Origin of the sequence: Pelagerythrobacter aerophilus (assembly GCF_003581645.1) — a bacterium.
Lineage (GTDB): Bacteria > Pseudomonadota > Alphaproteobacteria > Sphingomonadales > Sphingomonadaceae > Pelagerythrobacter > Pelagerythrobacter aerophilus.
Genome location: NZ_QXFK01000019.1, coordinates 121,978 through 144,592 on the forward strand (window position 1 = coordinate 121,978; position 22,615 = coordinate 144,592).

Below are 22,615 nucleotides of genomic sequence, written 5' to 3' on the forward strand. Positions count from 1 at the left end.
CTCAGGTGCCCCAGACCTTGCGGGGCGGCACGCGTTCGGCGAGCAGCCGGTCGACCGCCTCACCGACGTCGTCCGGCACCCACCGCGTCCCTTTGTCGACGAATGGCCCTTCGCGCCAGCCGTCTTCGAGCATGATCTTCCCGCCCTCGAGCTCGAACACGCAGCCCGTCACCTTCGCGCTGTGCGCGCTGCCGAGCCAGACGACGGCGGGTGCGACGTTCGCCGGGTCCATGGTGTCGAAGGCATCGCCCTCGGTCGCCATCTTCTCCGCGAAGGCCTGCTCGGTCATCCGCGTGCGTGCGGCCGGGGCGAGCGCATTGGCGGTAATGCCGTAGCGGCCGAGCTCGGCCGCCTGAACCAGCGTGAGCGTGGCGATCCCGCCCTTGGCCGTCGAATAGGCGGCCTGCGCGATGGAGCCCTGCAGCCCCGCGCCGCTGGTCGTGTTGATGATCCGCGCGTCAGGCGCTTCGCCCGCCTTCGCCTTGGCCCTCCAGTAGTCGACCGCGTGACGGCTGACGCAGAAGTGCCCGCGCAGATGCACGTGCATCGTCGCGTCCCATTCGTCGAGCGTGGCGGAGACGAACATCCGGTCGCGCACGATCCCGGCGTTGTTGACCACCACGTGGAGGTCGCCGAATTCGCTCACCGCAGCCTCGACGATCCGCCTGGCCGCATCCCAGTCGGTCACGTCGTCGTAGTTGGCGACGGCTTTCCCGCCGGCCGCGCGGATTTCCTCGACCACGGCGTCTGCGGCCGACGTGTCACGCCCTTCGCCGCCCAGCGAGGCGCCGATGTCGTTGACGAGGACATTGGCCCCCTCGGCGGCGAAGGCCAGCGCATAGGCGCGGCCCAGCCCGCGCGCCGCGCCGGTGATGATCACAGTCCTGCCGTCGCAGATCCCCATTCGTCAAAGCCTCTCGATAATCGTGACGTTGGCCTGGCCGCCGCCCTCGCACATGGTCTGCAGGCCGTAGCGGCCGCCGGTGCGCTCCAGCGCGCCGAGCAGTGTGGTCATCAGCCGTGCGCCCGTGGCGCCCAGCGGATGGCCGAGTGCGATCGCGCCGCCCTGGACGTTGACCTTCTCGTGCGGAATGCCGAGTTCCTGCATCCAGGCCATCGGGATGCTGGCGAAGGCCTCGTTGCATTCGAACAGGTCGATGTCCGCGACCGTCATTCCCGCCTTCTGCAAAGCGTGCCTGGTCGCCGGGATCGGTGCAGTGAGCATCCACACCGGATCGTCCGCCCGCACCGAAATGTGATGGATGCGGGCGCGCGGCGTGAGGCCGTGGTCCTTCACCGCCCGTTCGGAGGCGATCAGCAGCGCGGCTGCGCCGTCGCAGTTCTGGCTCGCGACCCCTGCGGTGACGCGCCCGCCTTCCTGTACCGGATTGAGCGCGGCGAGCCCTTCCAGCGTCGTGTTCGGGCGGATCGTCTCGTCGCGTCCGAGCCCCTCCAGCGGCGCCACCTCGGCATCGAACCAGCTGTTGTCCCATGCCGCCTGCGCACGCTCGTGGCTGGCGAGCGCGAACCGCTCCATCGCCTCGCGCGAGATGTTCCACTTCTCGGCGATCATCTCGGCCGAGTTGATCTGGTTGAGAACGCCGTCGCCGTAGCGCTCGACCCAGCCGCGCGCGGTGTTGAACGGATTGTCGAAGCCGTACGGCTGCCCGGCGAACATCGCGGCGGAGATCGGGATCGCGTTCATCGCCTGGCTTCCGCCCGCCACGACGAGATCCTGCGTGCCACTCATCACGCCCTGCGCAGCGAAATGCACTGCTTGCTGACTGGAGCCGCACTGGCGGTCCACCGTCGTGCCCGGCACGTGCTGGGGCAGGCCGGCGACGAGCCACGCCGTGCGGCCGATGTCCCCGGCCTGCGGGCCGATCGTGTCGCAGCAGCCCCACACGCAGTCGTCGACCGCGTTCGCGTCGATGCCCGTCCGCTCGACCAGCGCGCGCAGCGGGTGCGCGGCGAGATCGGCCGGATGCACTTGCGCCAGCGAACCCTTCTTGCGCCCGATGGGGGTACGGACTGCGTCGATGATATAGGCTTCGGCCATCAGGCTCCTCAGGCGAACGTGTGCTGCGGGCCGAGGGAGTGCACGCCGCCGAGCGCGGCGTCCTCGATCCTGTGATAGTGGAAATTGCGGTCGCCCCAGGCGCCGGCGAGCGCCCATGCGCGCTTCATCCAGAAGTGGAGATCGACCTCGTAGGTATAGCCCATCGCGCCGTGCACCTGGATCGCGCTTTCGGCAGCGAGGTAGGCGGCATCGGTCGCGGCATATTTGGCGTGGCTGACGTGCAGCGGCGCGCTCGCCAGCCCGTCGTCCATCGCCCGCGCCGCGCGCCAGAGCACTGGGCGCACGAACTCGAGCGCTACGGCGACGTCGGCCAGCTTGTGCTTGATCGCCTGGAACCCGCCGATCGCATGGCCGAACTGCTCGCGCACCTGCGCATAGGCAACCGCCTGATCGAGCATGGCCTCCGCCAACCCGACGAGCTGCGCCGCGCTCATCAGCGCGCCGAGATCGAGCAACAGAGGATCGTCGCTGGCGTCCTCGGGCGCGGCGACGAGGTTGCGCAGGGGGTCGACACTGGCAAGCTCGTCCCCCTCCCCGTCGGCGATCCACGGGTTCACCGCGTGCGGCAGGGCGACGAGCTTCTCGCCCGCCGCGATTGCCGCGAGGTCACCGGTCTCCCCGCGCGCGATCAGCCACGGCACTGCGACCAGCGCGGTGTCGACCAGCGGCTCGGCCAGGCACGCTCGGCCGCATTCGCGGGCGATCAGGGCGCCGCCCAGCAGCGTCATGCCCAACCCGCCCTCGCTCTCGGGCACGAGCAGTCCGGTCAGGCCCATTTCGACGAGGCCCTGCCAGATGCGCAGATCGCGGTTACCGCCGGCGTCGAGCTGCCGCAGCACGTCCGGCCCGTGCGTGCCGGCAAGGTACGCGCGCACGGCCTCCGCCAGTTCGACGCTTTCCGGTGGAAGCCTGAAATCCATCAGCCCGCTCCCACGCGCGGCAGGCCGAGCAGGCGCTCGGCGGTGATATTGCGCTGGATTTCGTTCGAGCCGGCGTAGATCGGGCCGGAGAGCGAGAAGATGTAGCCCTCGAGCCATTCGTTCGCGCGGCCATCGGGCAGGGTCTGCAGTTCGGCGGCGGGGCCCAGCAGGTGCATCGCCGCGCGGTGCATCGCGCGGTCGAGTTCGGACCAGAAGATCTTGTTCAGGCTCGCCTCGGCGCCTATCGAGCCGCCGGCCATAATCCGCGCCGCGACCTGATAGGTGTTGTAGGCGTAGGCCTGCGCGCCCATCCACAGCCGCACGACCTCCTCCCGCAGCCCCGGCGAGGCATTGTCCCCCGCCTCACGCAGCAGCGCCACGAGCCGCGCGGCGGTCGCCTGGAAACGGCCGGGCGAGCGCAGCATCAGCCCGCGTTCGAAGCCCGCGGTCGCCATCGCCACCTTCCAGCCCTCGCCTTCGCCCGCGATGCGGTTCCCTACGGGCACGCGAACGTCGTCGAAGAACAGCTCGGCAAAGCCCGGGTCGCCGTGAAGCTGGCGGATCGGGCGGCGGGTGATGCCCGGCGCGTTCAGGTCGAACAGCAGGAACGAGAGGCCCTTGTGCCGCTGGCTCCCTTCCTCGGTGCGGAACAGGCCGAAACCCCAGTCGGCAAAGCTCGCGCGGCTCGACCAGGTCTTCTGCCCGTTGATGACGTAATGATCGCCGTCTCGCCGCGCGGTGGTCTTGATCGCCGCCATGTCGCTGCCGGCGCCAGGCTCCGACCAGGCCTGCGCCCAGATCACCTCGCCCCTGGCCATCGGCGGCAGAAAGCGCGTCTTCTGCTCGTCCGAACCGAATTCCATGATCGTCGGGCCGAGCAGGAAGATGCCGTTCTGGTTCGCCCGCAGCGGCGCGCCGGCGGCCCAGTATTCCTCCTCGAAGATCAGCCACTCGATCAGGTCAAGCCCGCGCCCGCCGTATTCTGTGGGCCAGGTGACCATGCCCCAGTTGCCGCTCGCGAGTTCGCGCTCCCAGGCGACGTGCTGGTCGAAGCCGTCCTTGCGCTCGAGCGTGACCAGCCGCTCGGCCGGGGCGTGCGCGGCAAGCCACTCGCGCACCTCCTGCCGGAAAGCCTGCTGCCGGGGAGAGTAGGCGAGATCCATCAGAACTTCGCTGTCCCGCCGGTCTCGACGAACGCGTCGCGCGACTTCTGGCTGTCCTCATGCATGTACATTTCCAGCGTGAAGCCCTGTTCCCAGCGGTAGCCGCGGTCGACGTCGCGCTCCTCCAGCCCATTCAGCGCTTCCTTGGCGATCATCAGCGCCTTCCGGCTCTTGGATGCGATCGTGGCGCAGAAGACGCGCGCCTCCGCCTTCAACTCTTCGCGCGGGACGACTTTCTCGATCGCGCCAAGGCGCCAGGCTTCCTCGGCCGGAATCTTGCCGCCGGTGAAGAACGCCGCGCGCACCTTGTGCAGCGGCAGCATCCGCGACAGGTGACTCGCCCCGCCCATCGCCCCGCGGTCGATCTCTGGCAGCGAGAAATAGGCGTCCTCGGCGGCGATCACTGTATCGGAAGCGCCGCAGATGCCGATCCCGCCGCCGATTACGAAACTGTGCACCGCGCTGACGACCGGAATCTCGGCCGAGCGGATCGCCTTGAATGTCTGATAGTTGCCGCGGTTGAGATCGGTGATCCGCTCGGGGTGCGCCTGCATTTCCTTGATGTCGACGCCCCCGCAGAAACCCCGTCCCTCGGCACGGATCAGGATACAGTGCACGTCCTGCCGCGCGGCCAGAGAGCCGATAATGCCCGGCAGCTTCAGCCAGGTCGCGGAATCGAACGCATTGACCGGCGGCACGTCGAAGACGACTTCGGCAATGCGCTCTTCCACGGACCAACCGATGGGCATCACGCAGCTCCCTTGATGGCGGCCGGACGGCCGGCGAGCGCCGCGATCCGCTCGCGCGCTTCGGTTTCGATCCGGGCGAGAAGCTCGGCGCAGGTCGGCAGATCCTCGAGCCGTCCGGCGACCTGGCCCGAAGCCATCAGACCATTGACCGCGTCGCCTTCGACCACGGCCTTCTGCAGCAGCACGGGCGCGGCGGCGGCGAGCATGGCTTCGGGGAGGGACTTGCCCCCCTCGCTCCGCATCGCGCGGGCACTGGCGAGCAATTCGCCCCAGCTTGCCCCTGTCGCCCGCTTCATGGCCAGAGCGGCGGTAAGCCCGCGGCTCCATTTGCCGAGCGCGCCGCCGCTCTCGATCCGATCGAGCATCGGATTGCGGATCATTCGCTGGGGAATGCCGTCGATACGGTCGGTGACGAAGATGTCGCTCGTCCCAGCACGCGCATAAGCGGCCTTGACCGCATCGGGCACCGGGCTGTCGGCCGTCATCATGAAGCGCGAGCCCATGGCGATGCCGCTCGCCCCCCACGCGAACGCCGCTGCCAGACCGCGCCCGTCGGCGAACCCGCCCGCCGCCGCGACCGGCACATCCACCGCGTCGAGCACCTGAGGCAACAGCACCGTGGTCGCGACCGAGCCGGTATGGCCGCCGCCCTCGCCGCCCTGGACGGTGATCGCCCGGCACCCGAGCGCAACCATCTTCTCGGCGTGCTTCACCGCTCCGACGGTCGGCATGCAGACGATTCCGGCCTCGTTGAAGCGCGCGATCATTCCGGCGTCGGGCCCGCGCCCGAAGCTCACCGCGCCGACGCGTTCGCTATTCGCGAGGATCACCTCGACGATCTCGCGCGCGCCGGGCTGGAAGCTGTGGAAGTTGACCCCGAACCGGTGCGGCGTGAGCCGGGCGGTTTCCGCGATCGCGTCTGCCAGTTCGGCCGGCTTCATCACCGCGCCCGCCAGAAAACCGAACGCCCCTGCGTTGCTGCTGGCCGCCACGAGCCGCGGCGTCGCGATCCAGCCCATCGCGGTCTGCACCACCGGCAGGCGACACCCGAGCAGTTCGGTCAGCGGAGTGGCGAGCTGATCGGCCAAGCGTCAATCCTCGCCCGTCTGCCGCTTGTTCTTCTCGGCCATTGTCTTGCCGTCGAACCCGGCGATGTAGTCGCCCTTGACCAGCGTGTTGTTGGCGTGAGCGAAGTGGTGATAGCCGAAGGCCGCGTCGATCCCGGCGTTCTTGCCCGCCAGCGTTTCCATGTGGTTGCACGCCTGTTTGGCGAGCTGGAGCGCCAGCCGAGGCTGCTCTGCAACGCGGCCGGCAATGCGGGCGACTTCGGCCTCCAGATCGGCGCGGGCCACGACCCGGTTGACCATACCCATCTCGTAAGCCCGCTGCGCGCTCATCCGCTCGCCCAGGAACAGGAATTCCTTGGCGATCCGCACGTTGAGCTCGTGGCAATGGGCGAAGTATTCGAGGCCCGGGAAGCCCATCTGCAGCACCGGGTCCTGGAAGAACGCGTCGTCCGACGCCACGATCAGGTCGCAGACCCAGGCGAGCATCAGCCCGCCCGCGATGCAGCCGCCGTGGACCTGCGCGATCGTCGGCTTGGGAATGTCCCGCCAGCGCTTGCACATCCCGAGGTACTGTTCCTGCTCGCGGATATAGGCCTTTTCGGCGCCGGCCTTGTTGGCGTGGTCGTACCACATGAGCCGCCGGTCGACGCTCGCGTGGAAGTCCCGCCCCGGCGAGCCGATGTCATGCCCCGCGCTGAAGTGCTTGGCGTCGGACTTGAGCACGATCACCTTGACCGCATCGTCGTCCACCGCGCGGCGGAAGGCATCGTCCAGCGCGTAAGTCATCTGGCTGTTCTGGACGTTGTGGTAGCGCGGGCGGTTGAGCGTGACGCGCGCGATCCCGCCGGCCGCTTCGTAGAGGACCGGCTCGCCGGTCTCGTAGACGTGCTCGCTGGGGGTCGGCGGCTCGAGGCCGTCGTTGCCGGGCTCGGTCATGACGCGCCCCTTTCTGCCGGAGGATTGTCCTTGAACACCCGCGCGCGGACACCGTTCGGGTCGAGCCGGGCGATCAACGCCAGTTGCTCCTCCCCCGGCAACGGCGTCTCGCCTTCCACGGTATCGATCAGTTCGAAGCCGGTCGCCTCTCGCACCTGCGCGAAGGTCACCCCGGGGTGCAGCGAGGTCACACGGATCGCGTGATCGGGGCCGCCGAAATCCATGACGCAAAGGTCGGTGACGATCCGGCGCAGGTCGATGCCGCTGTAGTTTCCGCCCGGCAAGCGCCGCGCCGGGTTGTACCCGGGGCTGGACACCCGATCGACTTCGCCCGCGACGAACACGCGCGTCGAATGAACGGGAATGAACATCGAGTTCGGATGATAGATGCCGTTGCCGGGAAAGCCCCGCGCGCCGAGCATCTGCACCTTGGGCTGCGCATGCGTGCCGCCGAGCGCCGAGAGGTTGGTTTGCCCGAAGCGGTCGATCTGCGTCGGCGTGACCATCGCGTGCCGCCGTCCGGTCCACACAGCGCTGTCGAAGAAGCGGGAGAACGGGAGGTATCCGGCGGGCGCCGGACGCTCCTCACCCTGCGCACCAAGCGGCACCGGCTGCTCGACCAGGAATGCCTCGCCGTCGGTCATCATCAGGCCCGGCGAATGGGTCAGCTTGGCCAGGCCCGCGCCGAGGCGCGGGATCGGTCCGATTCCGGTGGCGATGATCTCGCGGCTCGTGCGGAACGCTTCCGCGCAGGCGACGATGCACAGTTCTGCCAGCGAAACGCCCATCAGAACACCGGCAGCGGCAGCGCCGCCACTCCCTCGGGTCCGCCAACGGTAGCGAGATAGTCCGCCTCGCTCGCACCGACCGCCCATTCGGCGACGGCACTCCAGTCCCCCGGATCCTTGGCCGCGGCGGCGTATTTCTTCAGCCAGCCCGTGTCCCAGCCGTAGGCGGGCGGCATGGTCGTCGGGTACGCCCCGCCCGGCGTTTCGGCGACGCCGGTCACGAAGCACCGTTCGAAGAGGTTAGCCCTGACGTCCTGCGGGTAGGAAGCCTCCATCGCATCGACCAGCTCCTCGCAGGAGACGAAGCACTCGTCCGCCGCCTTGGCGAACCATTCGTCGTAATAGGTGTCGGGCCCGAGCGCCTGGACGTTGCCGCGCCGGTCCGCCCGGTGGACGTGGATCAGAGCGGCATCGAGCTTCAGTGCCGGCATGGCGACCAGGACCTCGCCGTCGCCATAGGGAGAGGTGACCGTCTCGAGTCCGCCCAGTTCGAGCAGATCGGTCCCCAGCCCGACCCGCGTCGGCAGGAACGGCACGGAGAACGCCGCGGCCTTGAGACCCCACTGGAACATGCCCTCGTCGAGCTCCAGCACCTCGATCGCGCCGGCTTCGCGGCTCTTGCGGAACCAGGGCTCGAGCGGGATTTCGTCGAGCGAGACGAAGGCGAAGATCAGCTTCTTCACTTTGCCCGCCGCGCACAGCATGCCGACATCGGGGCCGCCGTAAGAGACCAGCGTTAGGTCCTTGAGATCGGAGCGGAGGATTTCGCGTACCAGAGCCATCGGCTTGCGGCGCGGACCCCAGCCGCCGATGCCAAGCGTCATCCCGCTCCGCAACCGGGAGACCACCGCAGCGGCGTCCATCGTCTTGTCAATCGTCGGCATGGCCGGTCGTTCGATCCTCTCTTCCCGACCCGAGAGATGCGACCGGGGAGGATCGGCCGATACCCCCATTTGGTGACGGCGACTTGCGGTCTCCGGGGATAGGCTCCAGACGAGGTGAGAGAGGACCAGGCACGAACATGAGCGAACGCGTCGCACTGATCAGCGGAGGAACGCGCGGCATCGGGCGCGCGATTGCCGAACGGCTGCTGACCGACGGATGGCAGGTCGCCGTCTGCGCGCGCCGCGCACCCGCCGAGCCGGTCGCCGCCGGCGGGAGAAAGGCGCTGTTCCTGCCCACTGACGTGCGCGATCCCGCCGCTGTCGAGGCGCTGGTGGCGATGGCAACCCGGCGTTTCGGGCGTCTCGACCTGCTGGTCAACAATGCGGGGGGGACGCCGGCGGCGCCGGTCGCGGACTCCTCACCCGAGTTGCTCGAGAAAGTGATCGCCCTCAATCTGACTGCGCCGCTCGTCCTCGCGCGCGCCGCCCACGGCGCCTTGCGCGATGCGGGCGGATCGGTGGTCAATATCGCCAGCATCTCCGGTCTGCGCGCGGCGCCGGGTACCGTCGCCTACGGCGCGGCGAAGGCGGGGCTGATCAGCGCGACCAAAGGGCTGGCGATGGAATGGGGGCCGGACGTTCGAGTCAATGCGATCGTGATCGGCCTGGTCGAGAATCCCGATCAGGTGGAGCACTACGGCGGTGCGGAAGGCGTCGCGCGGCTCGGTGCCACGCTGCCGATGAAGCGCATGGCGCGCGGGGACGATGTCGCCGCCTGCGTGGCCTGGCTCGCCTCGGCGGAGGCTGCCTACGTCTCGGGCGCGGCGATCGAGCTGCACGGCGGAGGCGAGATTCCTGCCTTCCTGGCTCTCGCACAGGATGGCGGCGGATGACGGCGCGAGCGAAGACCGAAACAATGGCACTCGATCCCGAGCTGCTGGCAACGCTCTATCGCGGCCCGATCGAGCTCGAACCCTGGCGCGCCTTCCTGCGCGCGCTGGCGGAGACGGCGGGGTGCGACAACGCGGCGATCTCGCTCCAGCTCAGCCGCAAGGGTCTTGCGTCGGTCACGCTGTGGGCGGAGCCTCCAGCGGTCGATCCGGAAGTGGCGCGCACGATTCACTCGCGCCAGGCTGCGCTGGGTGACCTCGATCCGATGAGCAATGCGCTGAAGCGCACCGGCGAGATCCTCCTGCTCGAGGAAGTCGCCCCGCGCGAGGGGCTGGAGCGTGACGAGTTCTACCTGGAGGTCATGAAGCCTTACGGCATCGCGCAGGCGCTCGGCATGTATGTCGCGGAGCCGGGTGGGATCGAGTGCAATCTCGGCCTTGTCTCCCATTCCGAAAGCTTTCGCTTCACGGCGCGGCACAAGGCGCTGATGGCGGCGCTGCGGCCGCATGTGCAGATCGCGCTGGAGCTGTTCTCGCGCATCCAGCGCGACGAGAGCCAGATCGGCGTTCTCACCTCCACCCTCGACCGCCTCACCATCGCGACCTTCATTCTCGACGGTCGAGGCCGCGTGCTGCGAATGAACAAGGCGGCCGAGGCCAAGATCGATCGGGGAGAGACCTTTCGCCTCGCCGATCGGCATCTCGCGGTCGGGGGTCGAACCGACTCGCGCAAGTTCGAGCGGATCTTGAAGGAAGCGCTGCTGAGCCGGATCGAAAGCACGGGGGCCGGTCTCGTCCGCGCCTTCCGCTGCGCCGATCCCGCCAACGAGGGTCTCGGCATTCTGGTGCGCGCTATCGAGCGCGAGCGTGCGGCGCCGATCGACGCCAGCCCCGGGGCGATCGTCTATGCGACCGACCCGGCGCCGGGTGCTACGTTCGAGCAGCTGATCGCCGCGCTGTTCGACCTCTCGCCCTCCGAAGCCGGCCTCGCCGCCCTGCTCACCCAAGGGTTCTCGCTGACGGAAGCGGCCGAGGAACTCGGTCTGACCGAAAGCACCGTGCGCTCCTATTCCAAGCGGATCTTCGCCAAGGTGGGCGTCAGCCGCCAGACCGAGCTGGTCCGCCTGATCCTGCGCAGCGTCGCCATCCTCGGCTGAGCGCCATGCAGGGCATCAGCTTCGGAACAGGTCGGCTGCGCTGAGGAGACTTTCGCCTGCTTCTGCATAAAAAGGCGCCCGCGGCACCCATGGGCGTCGCGGGCGCGCAAGGGACGGATGCGACTTTCGTCCCTTGTGAGGAGCTCTCAAAGGATCAGCGCACGCGGGTCCAGACCTTGGTGCGGCAGAAGATCGCGGCGACGCAGCCCTTGACCTCGAGCTTGCCGTCGCGGCGCAGGGTCAGATAGCCGTTGGCGGCTCCGTCGCCCGATTCCGGGTCGTAAACGGGGCCGCCCTTCCATTCGGCAGGACCGCCGGTGAAGCCGCGCAACACCACCAGCCCCTTGAGCTTGCGATCCCTGAGCGAGCGGTCGGGATTGCGCACGTCGCGCAGGTCTGGATTGGCACGCAGCCGGGTCGCGTCGACGATCTTGCCGCACAAGGCCTCGCCGCAGCGGTAGATCTCGACCCGGCCGCCTTCGCTGCCGGTCGCCCAGACGCCCAGGATGCGGCTGCCGTCCGCCGCCATCGCCGGCGCGGCTGCCGAGAGCAGCAGGGCGAACATGACCATCGCCGCTCTCACGACGCGAGTTCCGCATCGGCCGGCGGCGTGAGCGTATCGAGCGCCTTGGCGACGAGAGCGCGGTCGTCATGCTGCCACGGGTGGAAGCCCGGACGCATATAGCCGATGGCGCTGCTCACCAGCAGGCGCATCGCGCCGGGCCGAACGTAGAGATAGTGTAGCAGTTTGCGCCAGGTGGCGAAGTCGTTCCTGCCGTCCTGTTCGAGCAAGCCGGCGGTGTTGCGAAAGATCACATAGTGGAACCGCACCGTCGCTGCCGCCATCGCGAACGAGCGCCCGAGCCAGCGCCGCCACCGGGGAAACGTGCGCGTGGCATGAAGCCAGGTGTCGTAGGCGACGGCCTTGTGCTCGATCTCCTCGATCGCATGCCAGCGCCACATGCGCTGCGCCTCCGGTTCTGCGCCGGCGAGATGTTCGGGGTTCGAGAGAACGGCATTGGCCAGGGTCGCGGTGAAGTGTTCGAGCGCGCAGGTCGCCGCGAGTTGCATCACGGGCTTGCGGCGCTTGGCCCAGGCGATCGTGCGTGCCGCGCGATCCTCCGCCGGGCGAATATCGTATCCCGCATCGCGCGCCTGCTTGTTGAAGAACACGTGCTCGCGCGTGTGCATCGATTCCTGATAGACGAAATCGTCGATCTGCGCGCGCAGCGCCTCGGGCGCGTCGTCACGGTAATGGCGCACCGTGGTCATGAAGAACTTCTCGCCCACGGGAAAGGTCGATGACAGCGCATTGAAGAATGCGGTGCGCCCGGGATCTCCACCGTGCCACCAGCGGTGGGCGGGCTCGTTCCGGCCGAATTTCCAGTTGCGCTTGTGAATCGCGATATCTTCGGGGGGTTCGGGCTGAGGGCATTGTCGAATCCTCCTGATTGTCGCCCCTCCTTAATTGACATTGATGTCAGTATAAATAACATTCGAAGGATAGAGGTGCCGCAGGCGACGATCTGGGGTGACGCGCCTTCGCACATCTGTATGTGGTATCTCTACGAAGGCGGCAGGGCCGCATATGGAGGACGGGAATGGCACAGCCGAAGGAGGAACGGGTCCGGCGGCGCAAGCGAATGGGCGACGAGGTCCGCGACGAAGCGCTCGTCGCGGCACGCAAGTTGCTCCTCGACAAGGGCCCTGCGGCGGTCACGCTGGCGAACGTGGGCGGCGAGATCGGCATGTCGCATGCCAACGTGTTGCATCACTTCGGATCGGCAGCGAGCCTGCAGTCGGCCCTGATGGGATCGATGATCCGCGATCTGACCTCGGCGCTCGACAACGTGGTGGAACTGCTCAAGACCGATGCGGCGGCGCCGCGGACGGTGGCGGACAAAGTGTTCGACGCGTTCGACAAGGGCGGCGCCGGACAGCTCGCCGCGTGGATCATCCTATCGGGCGATGTGAAGCAGCTCGAACCCGTGCGCGAGGCGGTGCGCGCATTGGTCGAAGCGATCGTCGGACAGTCCACCGACGATGCGGCGCCCGAACGCGTCCGCGCCGCGGTGCTGATGATGGCGGTCAGCGCCTTCGGTGACGCTCTGATCGGCCCGCATGTGCGCGAGATGCTCGATCAGGACGACGACGCGATGCGTGACCTGATCGCGCGCATCCTTCCGCTGTTCCTGATCCCCTCGGGCATTCCCCCGGCCATCGGCTGACGGCGGCGCGGGCCTGGGCGTTCATGCCCTAGAACCTTTTCCGCACCGACAGTTCCACCGTCCGCCCGAGCGGATCGATCTGGTGCCGGCTGAAGCCGGGCGGCACGCTGCCATCGCCCAGCGTCACCCTGCGATAGGTGTCGAGAAGGTTCTCGATGTCGAGCGAGATCTTGAGGTTCTCCAGCCATCCGATCTCCTCGGCCCCCGGCCACAGCTTGTCGGGCAGGATGAAGATGCCCGTGTTGATCATCAGCGGCGGCCGATAACGATAGTCCCGCCCGGCAGGATTCCCGCTGCGGATGTAAATTGAGGGAGCGGATCAAAGTATTAGGTAAGACTAAGTAAGATATAGGTATATCGCCTAATCCGCCCCGAAGCCGCCGCCGTCGGGCCAGGCGGGTGCCGCCAGGCCCATGACCTTGAACAGCTCGCCCATCTGGTCTTTCGCGACCAGCCGCTGTTTCGCGACCTCGATATCCTCGGCGTAGTGCGGCGCGCGTGCGGCGAGCGTCCGTGCGCGGACGTCGATGCCGAGGGCGCGCAGCCAGTCTCCTTGCGTCACCGTCCCCAGGTGCCGCACACCGCGCGATTGCGCGATCCGTGCGAGGGTCGCGAAGTCGACGTGCGCGGTGAGGTCCGCCTCCCCCGGCGCGGCGAAGGGATCGATCTTGGTATGGGCGCGGACGGCCTGGAGCGTCGATCCGGCGCGTACCTCGTCGCTGCCGTAGTCGATGAGCAGTGCCGCCCCGCCCTGTTCGGCAAGCCGCCCGGCAATCTCGTAAACGACCGCGGCCGCACCGGGATTGGTTTCCAGCAGGGTACCTTGCGGCGCCTCGCGCCATTCGTCCGGGACCGCGGCATCCATCGGCTGGGCGCCGGCGCCGAAGACGAAGCTGTCGCCATCCAGCCCGACCATCCGTTCGCGCCAGCCTGCGGCGGTGCGGACGAGCTGGCGTACCGGCAGCGCATCGAGAAACTCGTTGCCCACCAGCAACATCGGCGCATCCTGCGGCACGGTCGAAAGATCGGCATGCCAGATCGCGCCCGGCACGGCGTCCTCCTGCACTTCACGAAGCGCGGTCGAGGCCTCTACCAGATGCACTTCCGGCGCGAACCCGTAGCGCTTACCCGCCCGCAGTGCGTCTTTCGCCAGCGTGCCGCGGCCCGGGCCGAGCTCGACATAGAGCACCGGCTCCTCGCGACCTGCCCGGATCCACATGTCGGCCAGCCACAACCCGATGAGCTCGCCGAACATCTGGCTGATCTCGGGCGCCGTGACGAAGTCGCCCTCGCTGCCGAGGGGGTCGCGGTTGGCGTAATAGCGGGCGTTGCTCTCGCCCATGAACTGCGAGAGCGAGATGGGGCCCGTATTGCGGATCAGCCGGCGGAAGATCGCCGCAAGGTCGCCGTCGCGAGCGGCGGTCATGCCGCTCCGGATGCCGCCTGGCCGCTCGCGAGCGGCGGCCGCGCCAGTGCGCGCACGGTTACCGCAACGCCCAGCACGATCAGCGGAATCGTCAGCCACTGCCCCATCGACAGGCCGGTGTCCGCCGCAAATTCGGCGAGCTGCGCATCCGGCTCACGGAAGAATTCGACCGTGAAGCGGGCGAGCGCAATGCCGGCAGTGAAAACGCCGACCAGCAGCCCGGGGCGGTAGCGTGCCCGCGTGCGCCAGAACAGGAACAACAGCACGATCACCAGCAGCGCCCCTTCGAGCGCCGCTTCGTAGAGCTGAGAGGGATGGCGCGGAAGCGGTCCGGCGCCCGGGAACACCATCGCCCACGGAACGTCGGACGGGCGGCCCCAGAGCTCCCCGTTTACGAAGTTGGCCAGGCGACCGAACATCATGCCGAAAGGCACGTTGACCGCGATGTAGTCGGCGACGCGCAGGAATGAGAGCTCTCCCCGCCACGACACGAACCCGATCGCCACCAGCACACCGGCCAGTCCGCCGTGGAAGCTCATCCCGCCGGTCCACAACTGGAAGAACCTGAGGCTGGTCCACAGAGACGGCTCGTAGAACGTCGCATAGCCGATCCGCCCGCCGATGATGATGCCGAGCGTGCAGTAGAAGAACAGGTCGTCGGCATGGCGCTGCGCCATCGGGGCGCCGGGCGCCTTGATCATCTTCGACAAGTGCCAGTAGCCCAGCACGATGCCCGCGAGATAGGCGAGCGAATACCAGCGCAGCGTGAAGAAGCCGAGATCGATTCCCGGCGTCAGGCCCAGCTCCGCCCATTGGATCGGATCGGCAACGCTTGCCGTGGCGGCAAGTAGTGACAGCACTAGGCGAACCCCTTATCAAAAGCTCCCGCCGCGCGGGAATTCGCGCGGCTTTTGGCATAGAGCGAGACGGGGTTAAACCCTGCGTTCAGGCGGCCGGAGCGATTTTATCGCAGCCGAACCGCGAGGCCAATGGCGAGAGGAGAGAAAACGAATGCCGAGCGAGCTGGACGACGATCTCGAGCGGATCATGGACGTGCTGACCGGGCCGGGTATGCCGTTCGAGACCGAGCCGTTCGAACAGTTCGGCCGCACGATCCCCGCGTTCAAGAACGCGCCGCCGACGCTCGCGCACTATTTCGCGCATTACTGCAACGAGCATAAGGACCTGCCCTTCCTCGTCGACGCCGGCGGCAGACTGACCTTCGGCGAATGCTGGGCGGCCGCGAGCCATGTCGCCGCCGGTCTGGTCCAACAGCACGGGATGAAGAAGGGCGACCGCATCGGCATCGCCGCGCGCAATTCGGCCAACTGGATCGTCGCTTACATGGGCGTGATCATGGGCGGCGGCTGCGCCACCCTGCTGAACGGGTTCTGGACGGGCGAGGAACTCGCCTACGGCGTGCGCATCGCCGAGTGCTCGCTCGTCCTGGCCGACGAGGAGCGGGCGCGGCGGCTGGACGGGACCGATCACCCGGCCACGATCGTCACGATCTCACACGATCTGCCGCCGTCCGAAGGGCTTGCGCCGATCTGGGGCGAAGGCGACGTCGCCATGCGCATGCTCGGTGAACTGGGGCCGGACGACCTCGCGACGATCCTCTACACCTCGGGCTCGACCGGCAAGGCGAAAGGCGCGTGGTCCGACCATCGGGGCGTCGTCCACGGCACGATGAGCTACGTCTCGCAGAGCGCGATGGCCGCGCAGCTTCTCACCGAGCGTGGCGACGCGCCGGCCGGGCAAGCTTGCGCGCTGATCGCCGTGCCGCTGTTCCACGTCACCGGCGAAGTCCCGCTCTATCTCCAGAGCTACGCCATCGCGCGCAAGCTGGTCCTGATGCCGAAGTGGGACGCACGCGAGGCCATGCGCCTGATGGAGGAGGAGAAGGTCAGCTACTTCGTCGGCGTGCCATTGATGAGCTACGAGATCGCGACGCATCCCGAGCGGGATAAATTCGACCTCACCGCCTGCAAGAGCTTCGCCGCCGGCGGCGCGCCGCGTCCGGTCGACCACGTGACCAAGATCAAGGAGGCCTTCCCCGAAGGCTTCCCGCTGCTCGGCTATGGCCTGACCGAGACCAACGGCGTGGGCTGCGGCAACTTCAACGAGAACTACATGGCCAAGCCCGGTTCGACCGGGCGCCCCAGCCGGCCGCTGGTCGATCTTGCCATTCTCGACGACGACGGACGCCCGCAGCCGCAGGGCGCGGTGGGCGAGATCTGCATCCGCTCGATCGCGAACTTCCGCGGCTACTGGAAGGACGACGCGTCGACAGCCGCCGCGTTCTTCGATGACGGCTATTTCCGCACCGGCGATCTGGGCTACCTCGACGAGGACGATTATCTTTTCATCGTCGACCGGAAGAAGGACATCATCATCCGCGGCGGTGAGAACATCTCGTGCATCGACGTCGAGCAGGCGATCTACGGGCACGATGCCGTTGCCGAATGCTCGGTTTTCGGGTTGCCCGATCCGCGGTTCGGAGAAGTTCCCGCGGCGGTTTACTATTGCAAGGACGGTTGCACCCTGACGCCCGAGGACCTGCGGGAATTCCTCACCGGCCGGCTCGCACCGTTCAAGATCCCGGAACGCATCTGGCAGGCGGAGGAGCCGCTGCCCCGGCTCGGCACGCAGAAAATCGACAAGCGTGCGGTGCGCGCGGCGTTCGGAAAGGAGCTGCTCGACGCTTGAACCAGGTCCGCGTCCCCAAGCAGCGCGCGATCCTCGACCGGCGCGCCCTGGCTGAAACAATCGCCGGGCTGGTGGAGGATCGGGGGGCGGACGCCCGCAACGGGGTGGTCGAAGCCCTCCGCGATGCTCTGGACAAGGGCCGCGAGGAACTGCGCCGGCGGCTCGAGGCCAAACCTCACGCCGGCCATGAATGCGTCGCGGGCCATGCCTTCCTGATCGACCAGATGGTGCGGCTGATCCACGACTACGTGGTGGAGCACGTCTATCCGGTCGGCAATCGTTCGGAAGGGGAACGGCTCGCGATCCTCGCGGTCGGTGGCTACGGCCGGGCCGAGATGGCGCCGCATTCGGACGTCGACATCGCCTTCCTCACCCCCACCCGCCGCGCACCGTGGTGCGAGCAGGTCATCGAAGCCATGCTCTACTTGCTGTGGGACCTGGGGCTGAAAGTCGGCCACTCCAGCCGCACCCCCGACGACATGGTGCGCATGGCCAAGGAAGACGTCACCATCCGCACCGCGCTGCTCGAAGGACGCTACGTCTGGGGCGACCAGGCGCTCTACGACGAAGCGCGTCGGCGCTTCTGGGCGGAAGTGGTGAACGGCACCGAGCGCCAGTTCGTCGCCGAAAAGCTGGCGGAGCGCAACGCGCGCCACAAGCGCATGGGTGATAGCCGCTACGTCGTCGAACCCAACGTCAAGGACGGCAAGGGCGGCCTGCGCGACCTGCAGACGCTCTACTGGCTCGGGAAATACATTCACAAGGTCAGGAGCGCAGCGGAGCTGGTCGACGTCGGCCTGCTGACCGCGCCGGAATATCGCAGCTTCCGCCGCGCCGAAGGCTTCATGCTGGCGGTGCGCTGCCACCTGCACATGATCACCGGCCGCGCCGAGGACCGGCTGACCTTCGATCTCCAGCGGCAGGTCGCCATGCGGATGAACTTCGTCGACCGCCCGGGCAAGAGCCAGGTCGAGCGGTTCATGCAGTTCTACTTCCTCCAGGCCAAACGGGTCGGCAGCCTGACGGGCGTGTTCCTTGCCCATATCGATGAGCAGTTCGCACAAAAGCACGCGCGCAAGGGCCTACTCGCCGGATTCAAGGCCCGCCCCCGCAGCCTCAAAGGCTATCGCGTGTTCGGAGGCCGCATCGGTGCGCCGCACGACGACTGGTTCCGCAAGGATCCGGTGCGGCTGATCGAAATCTTCCGGATCGCGGAGGCCGAGGGATTCGAAATCGAGCCCGCGACCATGCGTCAGGCCGATCGCGATTCGCGCCTCATCACCGCCGAGGTGCGCGACGACCCGCGCGCCAATGCGCTGTTCCTCGAGCTCCTCGCAGGGCGCAACGACCCCGAAACCGCGCTGCGCTGGATGAACGAGGCCGGCGTATTCGGCCGCTTCGTGCCCGACTTCGGCAAGGTCAACGCGCAGATGCAGTTCGACATGTACCACCACTACACGGTGGACGAGCACACGATCCGCGCGATCGGGCTGCTGAGCCGGATCGAAAAGGGTGAACTGGCCGAAGATCATCCACGCTCTACGCGGCTGATCCACAAGCTGGCCTCGCGCCGGGCCGCCTATGTCGCAGTCCTGCTGCACGATATCGCGAAAGGGCGCGGGGGCGACCATTCGGTGCTCGGCGAAGGCGTCGCGCGCGAGTTGTGCCCGCGGTTCGGGCTGAGCGAGAACGAGACCGACCTCGTCGCCTGGCTCGTGCGCCAGCACCTGCTGATGAGCGCGACCGCCTTCAAGCGCGACCTGACCGATCCCAAGACGATCGAGGACTTCGTTGCCGAGGTGCAGAGCGTCGAGCGGCTTCAACACCTGCTGATCCTGACCGCGGTCGACATCCGCGCGGTCGGCCCTGGCACCTGGAACAGCTGGAAGCGGCAGTTGCTCGGCGAGCTCTACGACGCGGCGCACGAGCGCCTGCGGCTCGGCCATATGCGGCACGGCCGTACGGAGCGGGTGGCCGCGAAGAAAGAGGCCGTCGGCGAGCTTCTGGGCGCGGATGCCGAACTCGTCGGGCAATATGCCGCGGATTTCGGCGATCCCTACTGGATCGCGGAGCCCGAGGACATCATCGCGCTCAACTTGCGCCAGTTCGTTGCCGCACGGCGCAAACAGCACGACCTGTCGGTGCATTGCGAGGTCTATCCCTCGCGCGGGGCGACGCTGGTGAGCGTGATCGCGGCGGACCACCCGGGTCTCTTCTACCGTATCGCGGGGGGGATCCATCTGGCGGGCGCGAACATCATCGACGCGCGCATTCACACCACCCGCGCCGGCTGGGCGGTCGACAATTTTCTCGTCCAGGACCCGCACGGCCAGCCGTTCTACGAAACCGAGCAACTCCGACGGATCGAGACCGCGATCGGCGACGCGCTCGCCAACCGCATCGAACTGGTCCCGCGTCTGGCCAAGCGGCCGCTGTCGCACAGCCGCGCCAAGGCGTTCGACGTGCGCCCGCGGGTGATCGTCGACAACAAGGCGTCGAACCGCTTCACCGTGGTCGAGGTCAACGCGCGCGACCGGCCCGCGTTGCTCAACCGGCTCGCCCGCGCCTTGTTCGATTGTCAGCTGGTCGTCCACTCCGCGCACGTTACCGCCTACGGCGAGCGTGCAGCGGACACGTTCTACGTGACCGATCTGCTGGGGGAGAAAGTCGAGGCGACCGAGCGCATCACCGCGATCGAGAGCGCGCTCCTAGATGCCGCGAGCGACCGGCGGCAGGCCGAGCTGGAAGCGACGTGAATGCAACACAGAGCGACCGAATTCGGTCGTTCGTGGAAACGATGTTTCCTCCAGCCCCTGCTCACGTTAACGAAAGCGTCAAGTTTTGGTGGAGGAGAACAACATGAAGAATACGATATCCTTTCGTGCGCTCGCCCTCGCCGGGGCAAGCATTGCATTGCTTCCCCAGGCGGCACTCGCGCAGGACGCCGGCGCTCAGGAACCGGCCGCGGAAACCGAAGCTGCGTCCGAGGCGACCGGCCCGGTCATCGTCGTCACCGCGCAAGGGCGCCAGCAGTCGCTGGCCGACGTTCCGGTCGCCGTCTCGGCCGTTTCCGGCGAATTGCTGGAGAAGTCGGGCACCAACGACATTCGCGAGTTGAACCAGGTGGCCCCTTCGCTGCTCGTCTCCTCCACCGGCAACGAGGCCAACGGCTCGGCGCGTATCCGCGGCATCGGCACAGTCGGCGACAACCCGGGCCTCGAAAGCTCGGTCGCGGTGTTCGTCGACGGCGTCTACCGCTCGCGCTCGGGCAATGCGCTGAGCGAGCTCGGCCCGATCGACCGGATCGAGATCCTGCGCGGGCCGCAGGGCACGCTGGGCGGCCGCAACGCCTCCGCCGGCCTGATCAGCATCTACACCGCCCCGCCCGAGTTCGAGATGAGCGGCTACGGCGCTTTCACCTACGGCAACTACGATGCGATCCGCGTCGAAGGCGGGATAAACGTGCCGCTGGGCCAGACGGTTGCGGCGCGCGTCGACGGCGTCTATTTCAAGCGTGACGGGTTCTACAACGACGTCAACAACGACACGACCGTCAACAATCGCGACCGCTACCTCGTGCGCGGACAGCTCCTGTTCGAACCGAGCGACACGCTCAGCTTCCGCCTGGTCGGCGACTACTCGAAAAAGGACGAGGCGTGCTGCGCCTCGACCTTCGTGCAGACCGACTTCGCACCGCTCGCGCGTTTGAGCGACGATCTGCCGGCCACTTCGGCCGAGGCGAAGTTCGACTATCCGGGGACGAGCACACCCGCGCTGACGAGCACCGAGAACCCGATCATTCCGATCCTTCTCGCGCTCGGCCAGGATCCGCGGGCGCTGACCCAAGGCACGTTCAACCGCGACATCTATGTCACCCCCGGGCGGAGCTACGCGGGCGAGACCGAGGATTACGGTATCTCGGGCGAGCTCAACTGGGAGCTCGGGAACGTCACCCTCACGTCGATCACCGCCTATCGCGAATATTCCAACACGCAGGGGTCGGACACCGACTACACCCAGCTCGACATCCTTTACCGTGAGCCGGGCGATTTCGCCGGGGCACGCGCATTCAAGACCTTTACCCAGGAACTGCGGCTCCAGGGCAGCGCGTTCGACGACAGGCTCGACTGGCTGGTCGGCGGTTTCTACGCCAACGAGAAGCTGCGGGTGCGGGACAATCTCCGGTTCGGCGAGGACTACGGCGCGTTCGCGCCGTGCCGTGTGGTCAACGCGGTCAACCCGGCCCTCGCTTCGCCTACCAGCAGCGGGTGTCTCAGCGCCGGCGGCCGCGCCGTATTGCTCGCAGCGAACGGCGGCGCCGGTGCCTTCGGGCCGGCGACGCCTCTCATCTTCGCTGGTCTCGACAACCTCGCCCAACTCAACGACCTTGGCGGGACGGGCGACGTCTACAATCAGAAGAGCAAGAACTTCGCGCTCTTCACGCATAACATCTTCCACGTCACCGACACGGTCGATCTCACTCTCGGCCTTCGTTACACCAATGAAACGAAGGACTTCGATGCGGCGTTCGGCAACGACAACACGGTTTGCCCTACGAACCGCGCGCTTCTCGGCGGGCTGCTCGGCGTGCCGGCGCTGGCCCCTCTGGCAGGCGGGATCATCTCGCTTTCGTGCCAAGGCAACTCGACCTCGGAACTCGACGGGGTAACGCTCAGCGACACGCGTGACGAGGACGAGTTCACCGGCACCGCCGTGCTGAGCTGGAAGCCGACACCGGACCTCCTTCTCTACGGCTCGTACTCGCGCGGCTACAAGGCCGGCGGGTTCAATCTCGACCGTTCGGCGCTTTCCAATCCGGTTCTGTTTGACCCGGACACCATCGACGTCGGCGCGCTTCAGTTCGACGAGGAAACGGTCGACGCGTTCGAAATCGGCGCCAAGTACTCGACCCGCGAATTCGGGCTGAGCGTCGCCGCATTCCGGCAGGAGTTCTCCAACTTCCAGCTCAACACGTTCAACGGCTCGGTCTTCCTGGTCCAGAACATCAACGCCTGCTCGGAAGATCTCGGCGGAGCAGATCGCGATGGGAGCGCGGCGACTGGCGCCTGCACGCCCGAGAACGTGCAGCCGGGCGTGGTCGCGCAGGGCATCGAGATCGAAGGCTCGCTCAACCCCGCCCGCGATCTCGCGGTTACCCTGGGCGTGACCTATTCCGACACGAGCTACGAGGACAACCTGATCGGCGACGACAGCGGTGCGCCGCTCGATCCGGCGCTGCGCCTCCTGCCGGGCGACAACATGTCGAACGCGCCGGAGTGGGTCGCGACCTCGTCGATCTCGTGGACGCCAGAGCTGGGTTCGAGCGGGATGCGTGGCCTCGTGTTCTTCAACGCGCGCCTGTCGGACGATTACAACACTGGCTCAGACCTGCTCTACGGCAAGGAGCAGGACAGCTACGTCGTCGTCAACGGCCGCGTCGGGATAACCAATATCGCCGATCGCTTCTCGATCGAAGGGTGGGTGCAGAACCTGTTCGACAAGAACTACACCCAGGTCGCGTTCAACACCCCGTTCATTGCCGAACAGCAGACCTACTCGGCCTTCCTCGCCGAGCCGCGGACCTACGGCATCACGGTGCGCGGCGAGTTCTGACGCGC

Annotated in this window: 20 protein-coding genes; 6 read left to right on the forward strand and 14 right to left on the reverse strand. The window is 67.3% G+C overall.

Annotation, left to right across the window (positions count from 1 at the left end; genetic code table 11):
- Position 1 precedes the first annotated feature (1 nt).
- From D2V04_RS14395 to D2V04_RS14435, 9 genes are read right to left on the reverse strand one after another with little or no spacing between them, the layout of a single operon-like run.
- The gene (locus tag D2V04_RS14395; protein ID WP_119514420.1) at positions 2-904 is read right to left on the reverse strand and encodes an SDR family oxidoreductase; all 903 of its coding nucleotides are present in this window, start codon (positions 902-904) and stop codon (positions 2-4) included.
- Positions 905-907: 3 nt separating this feature from the next.
- Positions 908-2,059 carry an acetyl-CoA C-acetyltransferase gene (locus D2V04_RS14400; RefSeq protein ID WP_119514421.1) on the reverse strand — a complete coding sequence of 384 codons (1,152 nt, stop codon included), beginning with the start codon at positions 2,057-2,059 and terminating at the stop codon, positions 908-910.
- 8 nt (positions 2,060-2,067) lie between these two features.
- A complete protein-coding gene (locus D2V04_RS14405; protein ID WP_119514422.1) occupies positions 2,068-3,000 on the reverse strand; it encodes an acyl-CoA dehydrogenase family protein in 933 nt (310 codons plus the stop codon).
- On the reverse strand, positions 3,000-4,163 hold the full coding sequence (locus D2V04_RS14410) for an acyl-CoA dehydrogenase family protein (protein ID WP_119514423.1): 1,164 nt from the start codon (positions 4,161-4,163) through the stop codon (positions 3,000-3,002). The genes D2V04_RS14405 and D2V04_RS14410 overlap by 1 nt, the downstream gene beginning before the upstream one ends.
- Positions 4,163-4,912, reverse strand: coding sequence for an enoyl-CoA hydratase family protein (locus D2V04_RS14415; protein ID WP_119514424.1), 750 nt, complete (start codon positions 4,910-4,912; stop codon positions 4,163-4,165). The genes D2V04_RS14410 and D2V04_RS14415 overlap by 1 nt, the downstream gene beginning before the upstream one ends.
- Positions 4,912-6,000, reverse strand: coding sequence for an NAD(P)H-dependent flavin oxidoreductase (locus tag D2V04_RS14420; RefSeq protein ID WP_119514425.1), 1,089 nt, complete (start codon positions 5,998-6,000; stop codon positions 4,912-4,914). The genes D2V04_RS14415 and D2V04_RS14420 overlap by 1 nt, the downstream gene beginning before the upstream one ends.
- Before the next feature lie 3 nt (positions 6,001-6,003).
- Complete coding sequence (locus D2V04_RS14425; protein WP_119514426.1) at positions 6,004-6,915, reverse strand: enoyl-CoA hydratase; 912 nt, start codon at positions 6,913-6,915, stop codon at positions 6,004-6,006.
- Positions 6,912-7,703: a CoA-transferase subunit beta gene (locus D2V04_RS14430; protein WP_119514427.1), complete on the reverse strand. Its 792-nt coding sequence runs from the start codon at positions 7,701-7,703 to the stop codon at positions 6,912-6,914. Before D2V04_RS14430 ends, D2V04_RS14425 begins: the two co-directional genes overlap by 4 nt.
- Positions 7,703-8,587, reverse strand: a complete 885-nt coding sequence (locus tag D2V04_RS14435) for a CoA transferase subunit A (RefSeq protein ID WP_119514428.1) — start codon at positions 8,585-8,587, stop codon at positions 7,703-7,705. The genes D2V04_RS14430 and D2V04_RS14435 overlap by 1 nt, the downstream gene beginning before the upstream one ends.
- 137 nt (positions 8,588-8,724) lie before the next feature.
- On the opposite strand from D2V04_RS14435, the gene D2V04_RS14440 reads away from it, so the two are divergent.
- Positions 8,725-9,480: an SDR family oxidoreductase gene (locus D2V04_RS14440; RefSeq protein WP_119514429.1), complete on the forward strand. Its 756-nt coding sequence runs from the start codon at positions 8,725-8,727 to the stop codon at positions 9,478-9,480.
- The gene (locus tag D2V04_RS14445) at positions 9,477-10,634 is read left to right on the forward strand and encodes a helix-turn-helix transcriptional regulator (protein ID WP_119514430.1); all 1,158 of its coding nucleotides are present in this window, start codon (positions 9,477-9,479) and stop codon (positions 10,632-10,634) included. Before D2V04_RS14440 ends, D2V04_RS14445 begins: the two co-directional genes overlap by 4 nt.
- A 154-nt stretch (positions 10,635-10,788) precedes the next feature.
- Here the strand turns inward: D2V04_RS14445 and D2V04_RS14450 are convergent, their stop codons facing one another.
- Complete coding sequence (locus D2V04_RS14450) at positions 10,789-11,217, reverse strand: DUF2147 domain-containing protein (RefSeq protein ID WP_228766467.1); 429 nt, start codon at positions 11,215-11,217, stop codon at positions 10,789-10,791.
- Positions 11,214-12,086 carry a metal-dependent hydrolase gene (locus D2V04_RS14455; RefSeq protein ID WP_324186935.1) on the reverse strand — a complete coding sequence of 291 codons (873 nt, stop codon included), beginning with the start codon at positions 12,084-12,086 and terminating at the stop codon, positions 11,214-11,216. The genes D2V04_RS14450 and D2V04_RS14455 overlap by 4 nt, the downstream gene beginning before the upstream one ends.
- A gap of 149 nt (positions 12,087-12,235) precedes the next feature.
- Between D2V04_RS14455 and D2V04_RS14460 the strand changes: the two genes are divergently transcribed.
- Positions 12,236-12,862 carry a TetR/AcrR family transcriptional regulator gene (locus tag D2V04_RS14460; RefSeq protein WP_119514433.1) on the forward strand — a complete coding sequence of 209 codons (627 nt, stop codon included), beginning with the start codon at positions 12,236-12,238 and terminating at the stop codon, positions 12,860-12,862.
- Between the two features lie 28 nt (positions 12,863-12,890).
- Here the strand turns inward: D2V04_RS14460 and D2V04_RS14465 are convergent, their stop codons facing one another.
- From D2V04_RS14465 to lgt, 3 genes are all read right to left on the reverse strand, one after another.
- Entirely contained in the window at positions 12,891-13,112 is a 222-nt protein-coding gene (locus tag D2V04_RS14465; RefSeq protein ID WP_119514434.1) for a hypothetical protein, read from the reverse strand.
- A gap of 111 nt (positions 13,113-13,223) precedes the next feature.
- Positions 13,224-14,288 (reverse strand): class I SAM-dependent methyltransferase, encoded by a 1,065-nt coding sequence (locus D2V04_RS14470; RefSeq protein WP_119514435.1) that lies wholly within the window; start codon positions 14,286-14,288, stop codon positions 13,224-13,226.
- The gene (gene lgt, locus D2V04_RS14475; protein ID WP_119514436.1) at positions 14,285-15,148 is read right to left on the reverse strand and encodes a prolipoprotein diacylglyceryl transferase; all 864 of its coding nucleotides are present in this window, start codon (positions 15,146-15,148) and stop codon (positions 14,285-14,287) included. Before lgt ends, D2V04_RS14470 begins: the two co-directional genes overlap by 4 nt.
- Before the next feature lie 151 nt (positions 15,149-15,299).
- Between lgt and D2V04_RS14480 the strand changes: the two genes are divergently transcribed.
- The 3 genes from D2V04_RS14480 (at position 15,300) to D2V04_RS14490 (ending at position 22,610) form a co-directional block, all read left to right on the forward strand.
- Positions 15,300-16,997: a class I adenylate-forming enzyme family protein gene (locus D2V04_RS14480; RefSeq protein ID WP_119514437.1), complete on the forward strand. Its 1,698-nt coding sequence runs from the start codon at positions 15,300-15,302 to the stop codon at positions 16,995-16,997.
- Entirely contained in the window at positions 16,994-19,753 is a 2,760-nt protein-coding gene (locus D2V04_RS14485) for a [protein-PII] uridylyltransferase (protein ID WP_119514438.1), read from the forward strand. The genes D2V04_RS14480 and D2V04_RS14485 overlap by 4 nt, the downstream gene beginning before the upstream one ends.
- Positions 19,754-19,856: 103 nt before the next feature.
- Positions 19,857-22,610 (forward strand): TonB-dependent receptor, encoded by a 2,754-nt coding sequence (locus D2V04_RS14490; RefSeq protein ID WP_119514886.1) that lies wholly within the window; start codon positions 19,857-19,859, stop codon positions 22,608-22,610.
- Positions 22,611-22,615: the final 5 nt, after the last annotated feature.

Coding starts and splice junctions, on each gene's coding strand:
- D2V04_RS14395 (WP_119514420.1), bottom strand. CDS start 904: ATGGGGATCTGCGACGGCAGGACTGTGATCATCACCGGCGCGGCGCGC.
- D2V04_RS14400 (WP_119514421.1), bottom strand. CDS start 2,059: ATGGCCGAAGCCTATATCATCGACGCAGTCCGTACCCCCATCGGGCGC.
- D2V04_RS14405 (WP_119514422.1), bottom strand. CDS start 3,000: ATGGATTTCAGGCTTCCACCGGAAAGCGTCGAACTGGCGGAGGCCGTG.
- D2V04_RS14410 (WP_119514423.1), bottom strand. CDS start 4,163: ATGGATCTCGCCTACTCTCCCCGGCAGCAGGCTTTCCGGCAGGAGGTG.
- D2V04_RS14415 (WP_119514424.1), bottom strand. CDS start 4,912: ATGCCCATCGGTTGGTCCGTGGAAGAGCGCATTGCCGAAGTCGTCTTC.
- D2V04_RS14425 (WP_119514426.1), bottom strand. CDS start 6,915: ATGACCGAGCCCGGCAACGACGGCCTCGAGCCGCCGACCCCCAGCGAG.
- D2V04_RS14430 (WP_119514427.1), bottom strand. CDS start 7,703: ATGGGCGTTTCGCTGGCAGAACTGTGCATCGTCGCCTGCGCGGAAGCG.
- D2V04_RS14435 (WP_119514428.1), bottom strand. CDS start 8,587: ATGCCGACGATTGACAAGACGATGGACGCCGCTGCGGTGGTCTCCCGG.
- D2V04_RS14440 (WP_119514429.1), top strand. CDS start 8,725: ATGAGCGAACGCGTCGCACTGATCAGCGGAGGAACGCGCGGCATCGGG.
- D2V04_RS14445 (WP_119514430.1), top strand. CDS start 9,477: ATGACGGCGCGAGCGAAGACCGAAACAATGGCACTCGATCCCGAGCTG.
- D2V04_RS14460 (WP_119514433.1), top strand. CDS start 12,236: ATGGCACAGCCGAAGGAGGAACGGGTCCGGCGGCGCAAGCGAATGGGC.
- D2V04_RS14465 (WP_119514434.1), bottom strand. CDS start 13,112: ATGATCAACACGGGCATCTTCATCCTGCCCGACAAGCTGTGGCCGGGG.
- D2V04_RS14470 (WP_119514435.1), bottom strand. CDS start 14,288: ATGACCGCCGCTCGCGACGGCGACCTTGCGGCGATCTTCCGCCGGCTG.
- D2V04_RS14480 (WP_119514437.1), top strand. CDS start 15,300: ATGCCGAGCGAGCTGGACGACGATCTCGAGCGGATCATGGACGTGCTG.
- D2V04_RS14490 (WP_119514886.1), top strand. CDS start 19,857: ATGAAGAATACGATATCCTTTCGTGCGCTCGCCCTCGCCGGGGCAAGC.